This is a genomic window from Clostridium grantii DSM 8605 (genome assembly GCF_900129965.1).
GTDB classification, from domain to species: Bacteria; Bacillota; Clostridia; order Clostridiales; family Clostridiaceae; genus Clostridium_AF; species Clostridium_AF grantii.
The window spans coordinates 1-12850 of the sequence record NZ_FQXM01000006.1; the positions used below are offsets into that span (position 1 = coordinate 1).

The window sequence follows — 12850 nt, forward strand, 5'->3', positions numbered from 1 at the left end:
AAATACCTAAAAAATAAAGAAGGGAGTAAGTTTGTCAAAACAAGTAATATTATAAAAATCGAAAAGCAGATTAAATTACTTCATAGAAGATTAGCAAATATAAGAAGTAATCATAGTCACCAAGCAACGAACATGATAGTGAAAACCAAGCCATCAAGAGTTGTTATGGAAACACTTAACATTAAAGGAATGATGAAAAATAAGCATTTATCAAAAGCTATTGCACAACAATGCTTATATGAGTTTAAAAGACAAATTCAATATAAATGTGAGTTCAATGGAATTGAGTTTATCGAAGCTGATACATGGTATCCATCATCAAAGACTTGTAGTGAGTGTGGACATATAAAAGCAAATCTTTCATTATCAGAAAGGACATATATCTGTGAAAAATGCGGTTGTGTTATAGATAGAGATTATAATGCAAGTATTAATCTTTCAAGATATAAATTAGTAGGCTAATCACTTAAAAGATACTGCTAATGTGTACCATGCGTTGTATGGGAATTTAAGCCCTTGGAGTGTTATAGCAAACAAAAGTAGCTCAGGTGAAATTGGACACGGTGAATAGGGAATTAAACAAGCTTTATAGAGTTTTATAAGGTTTTGGCAACGGAAATACGTGTATATTAATAAAACAAAAATAAAAGTTCGTTATGCTGAAACAGATCAAATGGGTATAGTTCATCATTCAAATTACTATATTTGGTTTGAAGTTGGAAGAACAGAATTTACTAAGAAATGTGGAATGAGCTACAGTGATATAGAAAAAGAAAATATTATGATGCCTGTACTTGAAACTGGTTGCAAACATATGGAAGGTGCTAAGTATGAGGATGAGCTTATAATTGAAACTTGGATTAACCAGTTAAGCGGTGCAAAAATAATTTTTAATTATAATATTATTAGAGAACTAGATAATAAACTCCTAGCAACAGGTTTTACAAAACAAACTTTTATAGATAATAACTTTAAAATTATCAACCTAAAGAAAAAACATCCTGAACTTTTTGAGAAAATGGTTGCCCTTAATGTATAGTAAAAAACCATAAGCTTAATTACAAGCTTATGGTTTTTTTAATTTTTAGAAATCACTAGATTTCACACTCTTCAACTTCAACTGTAAATTCTCCGCAATTTTCACATACTATGACCTTTACTATATAGCTATTATCTACTTTTTTCTCTTTTAATAATTTATTATAAGAGGTATCCTTGTATTCATTAGATATACTGCTTGTTACATAGTTAGCATCTTTAGTGAATACGTAAAAAAAGTATTCTAAAAATTTATAACTTTTTTGTCTTTGCCCATCATAGCAAGCTTCACAAGCTTCTTTATAGTATTCTAAATCAAATTTAACATTTTCTCCTGATTTAAGAACTTCTAAAACTTCTTCTACTTCAAATCCTATTACTGGTTTTTCTTCATCATTAAAAAAATCCTGACATTTTTCTTTTTTTAATTCATATTCTTTATCATTGTAATTAAATTTATACATATTTTATTTCACCTCAAAATATTTTATTAGAATTCTGAATTTCCTGGTGTTCTTGGGAAAGGTATAACATCTCTGATATTGCTCATACCTGTTAAATACATAATAAGTCTTTCAAATCCAAGACCATATCCTGCATGTTTAGTTTCTCCAAATTTTCTAAGTTCTAAGTACCACCAATAATCTTCTTTATTTAATCCGTTTTCTTGAATTTTTCTTTCAAGAACGTCTAATCTTTCTTCCCTTTGACTTCCCCCAATAAGTTCTCCTACACCTGGAACTAAAAGGTCTGAGGCAGCAACTGTTTTTCCATCCTCATTCATTCTCATATAGAAAGCTTTGATTTCCTTTGGATAATCTGTTACAAATACAGGTTTTCCATAAACTTTTTCAGTTAAATATCTTTCATGTTCAGTTTGAAGGTCTACTCCCCATTTAACTGGGTATTCGAATTTTTCTCCTGATTTTTCTAATATTTCAACTGCTTCAGTATAAGTCACTCTTCCAAAGTCAGAGTTTAATACATTGTTTAGTCTTTGGAATAATCCCTTATCAACAAATTGATTAAAAAACTCCATTTCTTCTGGTGCATGTTCCATAACATAATTAATTACAAACTTAATCATAGCTTCTGCATTATCAAGATAATCTTTTAATTCTGCAAAAGCCATTTCAGGCTCTATCATCCAAAATTCTGCTGCATGTCTTGGTGTATTTGAATTTTCTGCTCTAAATGTTGGTCCAAAAGTATAAACATTTCTATGAGATAAAGCAAAAATTTCTGCATTTAACTGTCCACTAACAGTAAGATTTGTTTCTTTTCCAAAGAAATCTTCTTTTACATCAATCTTTCCTTCATCATTTTTAGGAAGATTATTTAAATCCATAGTAGTAACTCTAAACATTTCTCCTGCACCTTCGCAATCACTACCAGTAATTATTGGAGTGTTTACATAAACGAAGTCTTGCTCTTGGAAAAATTTATGTATAGCATAAGCTGCTATAGATCTAACTCTAAATACAGCTGAGAAAGTATTACTTCTTGGTCTCAAATGAGCGATTTCTCTTAAATATTCTAATGAATGTCTTTTCTTTTGAAGAGGGTAAGATGCATCAGATTTTCCTATTAATATAATATCTGTAGCTTGAATTTCAAAAGGTTGCTTTGCTCCATCCGTTTTAACAAACTTACCTTTGATTTGAACACTTGAGCTTATTGGTAATTTTGATATTTCTTTAAAATTCTCTATACTCTCTTCAAATACTACCTGAATACTCTTAAAAAAACTTCCATCATTAATTTCAATAAATCCAAATTTATTTGATGCTCTTAATGTTTTTATCCATCCAGAAATTTCGATATCTTTTCCTAATAATTCATCTGTTTCTCTATATAACTTTCTTATTAATACGTTTTCCATCAATTAGCCTCCCTTGTTTTCCAAAACAATTTATATTATTATTCTTATCATTAATATTTAAAAAAAAGAATTTATTACATACCACTCCATATTACTATATCGATTATAATATTTACCCTGTGAACTGTCAAATAGTTCATTATATTAATTATATATTTGAAAGTTTAAATTTCCATTAAATAAATAAAAAAGATATATTCAATTTATCATTGAGCATATCTTTTTTTTAAATAAGTAATAAAACCTTTATTTTTGCTAAATTACAAGTTTTTTTTCTTCAATCAATGGAGCCTTAGTTCCAAAGGTACCAACGCCACCTAACATCCTAGTTACTATCTTCTGATTAAAGTTAATTAATGGAGCAATTACTATAGCAATAGCAATTGTTCCTGCATTGATTTGTCCTGTGCCTATTCCCCCAAGATACCCAACAACTAAAGCTACAGCAATTGCACCTATTTCTGTAACAATTTTTGTAAATATATAGTTTAAATTCTGTGTGTCTTTTAAAGTAATCACAAAAAAATCAACCGGTGGTAAAATACCTTTTGTGTAAATTTGAACAGCTACACCAAAACTCATAATGTAAAGCCCTATTCCAAAAGATAAAATATTAATATATATATTCGCATCTACAAGCAAAGGGCTAAATATATAATTAAAGGCATTTAAAATAAACCCCATAAAAAACCCAATAATAACTGGCTGATAATATATTTTCTTTAATAAATATGAGCTAACTAAGGTAATTATAGAAGTTATTATAATCATCCATGTTCCTATAGACATACCAAAAACCATTGATAAATTGGAAAACAAAGCATCCCAAGCCCCAGCACCTATATGTGTATTAAGTATAACAGATGCTCCTATACCCCAAAAAATATATCCTAAACAATAAACAATCCATTTAATCATATGCTCTCCATCCTAATTTCATAAAATTTATTCCACTAGCCCTTAGTTATTATACATTCTTTTGAACTACTATTGCAATAATTTATATTCTAATACTTTGTTTATTTTATACTTACGAAGAAAATGACTTTTTTCCTTTTCATAAAAGATAAATTACTGGTATACTATAGACATACTTACGTAAACTTAATTTATTCATGTCAAAAATCTCAGGTTTTTATGAGTTTTGGACTTGAATAAATTTATAGTTGAAGTGATATGTCTATATATGTACAGAACATACTAAAAAAGGAGTGGAATTTATGGAATACAGAAAACTTTACGAACAATGGTTAAACAATGAATTCTTTGATGAAAAAACTAGAGAAGAACTTAAAGCCTTAGAAGGTAATGAATCCGAAATAGAAGATAGATTTTATAAATCCTTAGAATTTGGTACTGCTGGTTTAAGAGGTAAATTAGGTGCAGGTACTAATAGAATGAATTCATATAACATAGCAAAAGTAACTCAAGGTATCGCTGATTATATAGTAGAAAGAGGCCCTGAATATATGGAAAGAGGTGTAGCAATTGCTTATGATTGCAGACATTTCTCTGATGATTTTTCTAAACTTGCTGCTCTTGTTTTAGCTGGCAATGGTATCAAAGCTTATTTATTTGAATCTTTAAGACCTACACCTGAACTTTCTTATGCAATAAGACAACTTAATACTGCTAGTGGTATTATTATCACTGCAAGCCATAATCCAAAGGATTACAATGGTTATAAAGTTTATTGGGAAGATGGCGCACAAGTTCTTTCTGAAATTGCTGACGCTATGACTGAAAAAATCTCTTTAGTTGAAAGTTTTGAATCTGTTAAGAAAATGGATGAAGAAGAAGCTAAGGCTAAAGGTTTATTAACTATGCTTGGTAAGGAAATGGATGATAAATATATTAATATGGTAAAAAATCTTTCTATAAGAGATGAAGGTATTGATAAAAATATAAAAATTATTTATACTCCATTAAACGGTACTGGAAGCATTCCTGTTCAAAGAGTTTTAAAAGAGAGAGGCTTTACTAATATAGCTGTTGTTCCAGAACAAGAACATCCAGATCCAGATTTCACAACAGTAGGCTACCCTAATCCTGAAGATACTAAAGCTTTCAAATATGCTGAAAATCTAGGTAAGGAAATTGGTGCTGAACTACTTATAGCTACTGACCCAGATTGCGATAGACTTGCTATTGAAGTAAGAGATGAAAATGGTGAGTATGTATCATTTAACGGAAATCAAACTGGCGCTATTTTAATTAACTATATTGTAGAAGGTTTAAATGCTCTAGGAAAACTTCCTGAAAAGCCTGCTATAGTTAAATCAATTGTAACTGGAGATTTAGGAAAAGCAATTGCTACTGAATATGGTGTTGAAACTTTTGAAGCTTTAACAGGTTTCAAAAATATTTGTGGAAGAATTCCTGAACTTAAAGAGAATGGCTACAACTATATTTTCGGATATGAAGAAAGTATTGGTTATACTACTGGAACAGAAGTAAGAGATAAAGATGGTGTTAGTTCTTCAATGTTATTGTGTGAAGCGGCTGCTTACTACAAAGCACAAGGAAAAACTCTTTTACAAGTAAGAGAAGAAATCTTCCAAAAACTTGGCTACTACAAAGAAAAACAAATTTCTTTAGTGCTTGAAGGTGTGGAAGGTCAAAATAGAATAAGTAGAATGATGGAAACTTATAGAGAAGAGTATCCAACACTAATTGGCGCTAAAAAATTAGCTGAAGCTATAGATTACTCAAAAGGCTATAAAGATATTCCTTCTTCAAATGTTTTGAAGTATTATTTAGAAGATGGTAGTTGGTATGCAGTACGACCTTCTGGTACTGAGCCAAAGATAAAAATCTACATTTACACAAAAGCTGACTCAGATGCTGCTGCTGATAAAAACATAGAAGTAATGGAAAAAACAATTTTAGATACATTAAATTCTGTTGAGTAAAAAAAGAAGCAAGGCTTTCCTTGCTTCTTTATTTTCTTCCTTCAATTCTTTTATCAAAAATTTCTGAAATTTTATCCACAGTTTCATTATTTAAAGCTTTAGTTTTCCCCAGTCCTTCATTAATATAGCTGAATAGCTCTGTTGATTTTAGAACTTTTATACTTCTAGTCGTAACTTTTAAAGTTCCCCCCACATTTTCATTAAATACTATTATAGATTTAATAGGAGTCTCTTCTTTAATACCATTATTTTTCAAGAAATTTTTTAATACTCTTTCATGTTCTTTTCCCTGAATACATGGATTTTTGAATTTATTTGAATACTCACTGCCGCTTTTACTAAACTTTTTTTGAACCCAAGTATCCTCATCTTCATCCCCTATAATTTCTCCTGTCATATTTTTAGTTTCAATATTTAAGATCCCATAAGGCGATAAAATAAGATGATCAATTTGAGCTCCTTTATGCCCATCCCATAAAGTTATGTCATTATATATATTGTACTCATTTGAAAGTTTCTTTAAAATTTTATAAATCTGTTTTTCTCCCTTTATACCCTTATTCAAAATCTTTATTTTAAACATGGTAACTTGAATAAAACAAATTATAAATGTAATAATTGCCAATTGAATCATATACATATACTTAAATTCTACTATCCCTAGTATGGGTATAAAAGCTGAAAATAAATAAGCTATTATAGAATCACTTATTAATCTATTTCGTTTTTTATGCACAGATCTTTCTTTACTTTTTATATTAGCCATTGTCATCTCCTATTTTAATAATTTTTACTATTATAAAGTTATATCATTAAGAATACTATTTTAATCCCACTTTTTACCCAATACCTTTTCTACAAAAATTTTAGCTATACTTGTATCAAATTGAGTTCCTGAACTTCTTTTAATTTCTAAAATAGCCTGATCTACACTAAGCTCATTTTTGTATGTTCTTTCTGATATCATAGCATCATAAGCATCTGCAATTGAAATTATTCTTGCTTCAATAGGAATATTTTTCCCTTTAAGCTTTTTAGGATAACCTGTCCCATCAAATTTTTCATGGTGTGCTAGAATAAAATCTGCTATCTCTGAAAATTCATTTGCAGAACTAAGTATTCGGTAACCAATTTCAGGATGTCTTTTTATGGCATTCCATTCTTCATCATTTAATCTAGACTTTTTATTGAGTATAGAGTCCTCTATACCTATTTTACCTATATCGTGCATCAATCCTGCAATTCTTATCTGATTAATGCTATCTTTTGTAAAATTCAGATTTTTTGCTATTGATTCACAAAGATTACTAACTCTAATTGAATGAAGCATCTCTCTATTGCTTTTCTCAAATAAAGAATTCATAATCAAGTCAATATTCTTACTTCTTATACTTGAACTTTCAGAAAGCTTACGACGATACATAAAATCCTCTGCTTCTTTAAATACTTTATCCATATTTTGCGACATATCAGTTTTAACTGCATATCCCATAGATGCTGAAAATATTACTTTATCATATTTTTCAGCTTTAATATAATCATCAATTCTTTGAATAATATTCTCTGCATCTTTTGAATCAGTTTTAGGTAACAAAATAATTAATTCATCTCCACCTATTCTAGCAATAATTTCATCAGCCCGACATACCTTTTTAATTATATTTGCCGTTTTCTTTATAATCTCATCACCAGTTTTATGACCAAAAGCATCATTGGTTAATTTCAAACCATTAAGGTCTACCATAACTAATGATATAGGCAGATTTCTTTCTATGTCCAATCTCTGTAGCTCTTCTTCATAAAATCTACGATTATATAAACCGGTTAAAGAGTCATGGTAACTTAAATATTTGATTCTTGTTTGTTTTTCTCTTTTTTCAGTAGCATCTCTGAAAATTATAACACCACCAAATATATTTCCATTTTCATCTTTTATAGGTGCTGCACTATCTTCTATGTATATTTCTCTACCTTCTTTGGAAATTAAAATAGTATCATTCTCAATTTCACTTGTATCTCCAGTATTTAATACTTTTATTACTGGACTATCGCATTTTTCTCTTGTATTTTCATTAATGATGTTAAATATTTCCTCAAACGTTTTGCCAATAGCTTCCTTTTCCAACCATCCTGTAAGACTTTCAGCTACATTATTCATCATTACAATTTTTCCAAACTTATCTGTGGATATAAATCCCTCTCCTACAGAATTCAATGTAATTCTTAATCTTTCCGAATTTTCTTTAAGGGCGGTATTAGTATATTCTAGTTCAACGGTTCTTTCCTCTACTTTTTTCTCAAGGTCATTCACTAATATGCTAATGATATCCGCCATTTTATTAAAAGAATTAGATATGTCTCCCACTTCGTCTTTTGTTGCTATAACAACTCTTTGACTTAAATCACCTTGAGCAAATTTTTCTGTAACAGTTTTTAAGTTAGTCATAGGTTTTAGGTATCTATTGGTGATTTTTAACAATACAACTAAAGTAATTATAATAACTAAAATAGTGAATATGAAAGTTGATTTCATGTTTCTATAAATTGCTGCCATAAAAATATTCTGTGGTACTGCTGTAATAATCAACCATTCTAATCCATTTTTACTATACTCAGTAGTTCTAGTATAAAAGTTTTCTCCTTCACTAACAACTTGATAACTGTCTTTATTGTTTATAGAATAATTATTATAAGCTTCTATCAATGCCTTATTATGTATCTCAATTATATTTTTTCTTTTAATGTTTCCATCCTTAAGAATTTCAAAATTATTTAAATCAAAAGAATTTGCCACTAATTCACCAGTATTTTTATCAATAATTATGGCTAAAGCATTTATATCTCCTGTAATATCTTTCAAAAAATCATCTATTCTTGATAAAATTATATGTGCTCCTAGTACACCATTAACTTCTCCCTCATTATCGTAAACAGGAATAGCTGCTGAAATAGTAAGATCATTCATAATAAAATGTTTGTATATTGGCGAAAATATAAACTTTCCTGATTCCTTAGCAGCTTTGTACCACTCTCTTGTTCTTGCGTCAAACTTCCCTGCCTTGACGGCTATGTCCCCAGAAGTCATTTTATTTGTAACTTTATAATACCAAGAATGTCCTTCAGTATCTGCATTGTTTTTCATAATCTCTATGTCATAATTTTCGTTACGTCGAGCTCCATAGTATTCACCACTTTCCGTTCCATAACTGAAACTATATAATGGTTCACTGTTATTGCTCATCAAAACTCCTACAAAAAACATTTCGCGTTCTCTTTCGTTATTTATATCTACAATTTTATTTTCAATCAATTTATAATTATTTTCGTTTATACGCTCCGGAACAAGTAAATAATTATTAACCATAGACACTATATCTTTATTTTTATCCTCAGCCATTTCAATGATAGTTTCATTAACAGAGGCCATCCAATTTGAAAATACAATATATCCAACACCCAAAATAGTCATTATCAATAATCCAAAAAAAGTTGTACTAAAAATTAACCTCAGTGAAACATCTTTATCTTGTATTTTCTTTTTTATCATTTATTCAAGCCCCCTGTGATATCCAATTCAAAAATATTAAAAAAAATAATTAAACTAAATAATTATTTAGTTTAATCATTTTTATTTTAAGCTTAAAAAGTTTGTCGATTAATGTCTTTATACATCTTATTATAAGATTTATCTATAATTTTTTCAAGTAATCTTATAATATTTAAATTTATATTAAAAATTTCATTTGTATTTCTATACTATCTTTCTATTAATAGTAATATGTAAATTTTTCTAGATACTGTTTTAACATTAGAAAATACTTCAATTTTATATTGAAAAATTAACTCAAATATGGTAAATTTATATCAATAAAATCTTTGTTTAATTAATCTAAAAAAACTTATTTAATTTAAAATTAGAAAATTATGTATATAATTTTTTTTGACCCTTTTAAGCTTTTTCTTGATACAAACCAGGTAATTCTCCTCCTCTATGGATAATAATTTTTATAGTCCCATTTATTTTCTAGGATGGAGGAAAATATAAAAGGAGTGAATAAGGATGTGTAAAAAAAAATTGGTTTCATTAATTTTAAGTGTTTTAATTGTATCTAGTAATTCTTTTACTTGTATTGCAAAAGCAGATGTAAGAAATGGGTGGAACAAAAATGGACAAATATGGGAATTTTATGACAATGGAGTAATCCAAAAGAATATATGGATACAAGATGCATCAAAACAATGGTACTATATTGACTCTACTGGAGTAATGAAAAGTAATGAATGGGTTAAAACAGGAAATTATTGGTATTATCTAGATTCATCCGGAGCTATGAAAAGTAATGATTGGATTAAAACAGAAGGAAAATGGTATTACTTAGCTTCAAATGGAGCTATGAAGAGTAAAGATTGGATTAATACTGCAGGTATTTGGTATTATTTAGACTTAAGTGGTGAAATGAAATCAAATGCTTGGGTTGAAGATGGCGGAAAATGGTATTACTTAAATAGTGATGGAAGTATGGCTTTTAATACTGTAACTCCAGATGGATTTAGAGTAGGAATTAATGGATCCTGGGATGAAAAGGCTGCAAATTCAAAGACTGAAACAGAAACTCAAATAGGAACTGATACTGGAACAGGATCTTCAACAAGTGACGATAATATATCAGATATTGTTACCTTTAAAGATGCTAATTTGGAAGCAGAAGTAAGAAAAATTATAAATAAATCTACAGGGGATTTACATAAAAGTGATGTTGAAGGAATAATTGAATTATCTGTAGAAGGCGCTGAAATTAAGGATTTATCAGGTATTGAAAATTTAACTGGATTAAACAAACTTAATTTAAGAGAAAATAAAGTTAGTGATATATCAGCATTAAAAGGATTAATCAATTTGACAGAACTTACTTTATGGCAAAATGAAATAACTGATATAACCCCATTAAAGGGTTTAAAAAATTTAACTATTATTGATTTGGATGTAAATAACATATGTGATATATCTTCATTAAAAGGCCTTACTAATTTAGAGACACTATTTTTAGATACTAATAAAATAGAAGATATAACACCGTTAAAGGGATTAATTAATCTTAAAGAACTTGGTTTAGCCGTAAATAATATTGACAATATATTACCACTAAAAGATTTAGTTAATTTGAATAGCATTTACTTAGATAATAATAAAATCAGTAATATATCTCCTTTGGAAAATTTGACTTCTTTAAATAAAGTGGTTTTAATTGGGAATTTAATTAAAGATATATCACCATTAGAAAAATTAATAAATTTAGAAAAACTTTTCTTGATGAATAATAAGATTACTAATATAGAACCATTAAAAACCTTAACTAATTTGAAACTATTGGATTTATCCAATTACGAAGATATATCTACCGATGGAAAAAATAAAATTAATGATTTAAGTTCACTTAAAAACTTAACTAATTTAGAAAACCTAAGTATATGTGGTAATGATATCAGTGATATAACATCATTAGAAGAAATGACTAATTTAAAAATGCTTGAGCTAGGTGATAATAAAATAACTGATATAACAACATTAAATAAATTAGTTAATTTAGAAAAGTTATTTTTATATAAAAATCAAATTACTAATATAATGCCCCTAGAATCATTGGCTAAGTTAGAAATTCTTGATTTATCAATTAATCAAATTACTGATTTATCTGGATTAAGTGAATTAACAAATTTAAAAGAAATTTTTGCATTTGATAATAAAATAAGTGATATAACTCCATTAAGTAAATCAACTAATTTAGAAATGTTGATTTTACCCAAAAATGAAATTACTGATATAACGCCAATAAAAGAATTAGTACAACTAAATAATATTGATTTAGCTGAAAATCAAATTACTGATCTATCAGTATTAGAGGGCTTAACTAACTTAAAAGAACTTGTATTAGGTGGAAATCAAATTACAGATATTGAAGCATTAAGCAACTTAACTAATTTAGAGAAGCTAGCGTTATGGGGAAATTCAATTAATGAGCTTCCATCACTAAAAGAATTAGCTAACTTATATTTAATTGATTTATCAGGAAATAAAATTAGTGAAATATCTGAATTAAAAGAATTAACTAATCTAAAAGAAGCTTATTTATCTGCTAATGAAATAAGTAATATTACAATATTAAAAGAACTAACTACTTTAGAAAAATTAGATTTATGGGAAAACCCTATAAATGATGAAGATGTAGAAGAATTAAGAACAGCTTTGCCTGATTGCGAAATTGGTTTTGGAGAATTTTAGTAAATTTAACTTAAAACAGACTTAATCATAAGTTATTGATTTTTCATCGTAGGTTGTTAGTTTATCTTTCCAGTTAGAATTTCCATAATTCTATGTAAAATAAGCCCTAGCCATAATTTATTTCAAATATGTCTAGGGCTATAATTAATATTACAGTTATTCTTAATTATTATTTTTCCTAAGTTCTTTTATCTCTTCTAACGATAAGCCTGTTTTGACTGCTATCGTTTCATCATCTAAAACATCAAGTAGATTTTTTGCTATTTCAATAGCCTTTTCTTTAATTCCTTATTAAATCTTCTTTATTGTATTTGTTATTTACATCAAAAATACTATATTCAAAATCTATTATACTATTTCCAAATAATTCGCTACCACTTACTATATCTTTAAATCTTTGTGGTACATCCCATACTTTCTTTCCGTTATAAAGAACTATTGGAATTACTGCAGGTATTTTTATGTTTCTATACATATGCTTTTTGAGCATCATTTTTTGCATACTCTCTTAATATTTCACTTATATAAAAGAATAATCTTAATGGCATTCTATAATCAACTGTTGATTGAAGCAAGGATTAATTTGTCCACTCCATTTCCAAATTAATCCAAAGACCCCTAAGGGTAAACAATTTTTTGTTAACATTAATTAAACAATGAATAATAATTGAAAAAATAGATTTATATAAATAAAACAAACAAAGTAACTAATAAAACAGCAAACTCTGGTGTTTTATT

General features: G+C 27.9%; 10 protein-coding genes and 1 pseudogene. 4 read left to right on the forward strand and 7 right to left on the reverse strand.

Translation table 11 applies throughout. The features are described 5' to 3' along the window. Nucleotides 1-462 (forward strand): RNA-guided endonuclease InsQ/TnpB family protein (locus tag BUB83_RS06240; RefSeq protein WP_143160486.1); only part of this gene is annotated, 462 nt, incomplete at its 5' end. Between the two features lie 160 nt (nt 463-622). Beyond that, nucleotides 623-1039 carry an acyl-CoA thioesterase gene (locus BUB83_RS06245; RefSeq protein ID WP_073337597.1) on the forward strand — a complete coding sequence of 139 codons (417 nt, stop codon included), beginning with the start codon at nt 623-625 and terminating at the stop codon, nt 1037-1039. A gap of 55 nt (nt 1040-1094) precedes the next feature. Here BUB83_RS06245 and BUB83_RS06250 read toward each other — a convergent pair whose 3' ends face one another. The 3 genes from BUB83_RS06250 to BUB83_RS06260 form a co-directional block, all read right to left on the reverse strand. Continuing rightward, the gene (locus BUB83_RS06250; RefSeq protein ID WP_073337598.1) at nt 1095-1502 is read right to left on the reverse strand and encodes a DUF3785 family protein; all 408 of its coding nucleotides are present in this window, start codon (nt 1500-1502) and stop codon (nt 1095-1097) included. A gap of 26 nt (nt 1503-1528) precedes the next feature. After that, nucleotides 1529-2920, reverse strand: a complete 1392-nt coding sequence (gene asnS, locus BUB83_RS06255) for an asparagine--tRNA ligase (protein ID WP_073337599.1) — start codon at nt 2918-2920, stop codon at nt 1529-1531. A 255-nt stretch (nt 2921-3175) separates the two neighbouring features. Then, nucleotides 3176-3838, reverse strand: coding sequence for a DUF6198 family protein (locus tag BUB83_RS06260; protein WP_073337600.1), 663 nt, complete (start codon nt 3836-3838; stop codon nt 3176-3178). 302 nt (nt 3839-4140) lie between these two features. Between BUB83_RS06260 and BUB83_RS06265 the strand changes: the two genes are divergently transcribed. Then, entirely contained in the window at nt 4141-5832 is a 1692-nt protein-coding gene (locus BUB83_RS06265; RefSeq protein ID WP_073337601.1) for a phospho-sugar mutase, read from the forward strand. A gap of 28 nt (nt 5833-5860) precedes the next feature. On the opposite strand, the gene BUB83_RS06270 is transcribed toward BUB83_RS06265, so the two are convergent. Continuing rightward, nucleotides 5861-6598, reverse strand: a complete 738-nt coding sequence (locus BUB83_RS06270; protein ID WP_073337602.1) for a nuclease-related domain-containing protein — start codon at nt 6596-6598, stop codon at nt 5861-5863. Nucleotides 6599-6658: 60 nt separating this feature from the next. Beyond that, entirely contained in the window at nt 6659-9379 is a 2721-nt protein-coding gene (locus BUB83_RS06275; RefSeq protein WP_084133434.1) for an HD domain-containing phosphohydrolase, read from the reverse strand. 513 nt (nt 9380-9892) lie between these two features. Here BUB83_RS06275 and BUB83_RS06280 point away from each other — a divergent pair. Further along, nucleotides 9893-12112: a leucine-rich repeat domain-containing protein gene (locus BUB83_RS06280; protein ID WP_073337603.1), complete on the forward strand. Its 2220-nt coding sequence runs from the start codon at nt 9893-9895 to the stop codon at nt 12110-12112. A gap of 162 nt (nt 12113-12274) precedes the next feature. Here the strand turns inward: BUB83_RS06280 and BUB83_RS23050 are convergent. Both BUB83_RS23050 and BUB83_RS06285 read right to left on the reverse strand, forming a co-directional pair. Then, nucleotides 12275-12400 (reverse strand): annotated as a pseudogene (locus BUB83_RS23050) (Rpn family recombination-promoting nuclease/putative transposase); the annotation flags it as partial. Then, a complete protein-coding gene (locus BUB83_RS06285) occupies nt 12393-12614 on the reverse strand; it encodes an Rpn family recombination-promoting nuclease/putative transposase (protein WP_084133435.1) in 222 nt (73 codons plus the stop codon). The pseudogene BUB83_RS23050 and the gene BUB83_RS06285, both read right to left, overlap by 8 nt. Between the last annotated feature and the right edge of the window lie 236 nt (nt 12615-12850).

Bases quoted from the DNA above. Each gene is read 5' to 3' on its own strand.
- BUB83_RS06250 (WP_073337598.1), bottom strand. From the start codon at position 1,502: ATGTATAAATTTAATTACAATGATAAAGAATATGAATTAAAAAAAGAA.
- asnS (WP_073337599.1), bottom strand. From the start codon at position 2,920: ATGGAAAACGTATTAATAAGAAAGTTATATAGAGAAACAGATGAATTA.
- BUB83_RS06260 (WP_073337600.1), bottom strand. From the start codon at position 3,838: ATGATTAAATGGATTGTTTATTGTTTAGGATATATTTTTTGGGGTATA.
- BUB83_RS06265 (WP_073337601.1), top strand. From the start codon at position 4,141: ATGGAATACAGAAAACTTTACGAACAATGGTTAAACAATGAATTCTTT.
- BUB83_RS06270 (WP_073337602.1), bottom strand. From the start codon at position 6,598: ATGGCTAATATAAAAAGTAAAGAAAGATCTGTGCATAAAAAACGAAAT.
- BUB83_RS06275 (WP_084133434.1), bottom strand. From the start codon at position 9,379: ATGATAAAAAAGAAAATACAAGATAAAGATGTTTCACTGAGGTTAATT.
- BUB83_RS06280 (WP_073337603.1), top strand. From the start codon at position 9,893: ATGTGTAAAAAAAAATTGGTTTCATTAATTTTAAGTGTTTTAATTGTA.
- BUB83_RS06285 (WP_084133435.1), bottom strand. From the start codon at position 12,614: ATGCAAAAAATGATGCTCAAAAAGCATATGTATAGAAACATAAAAATA.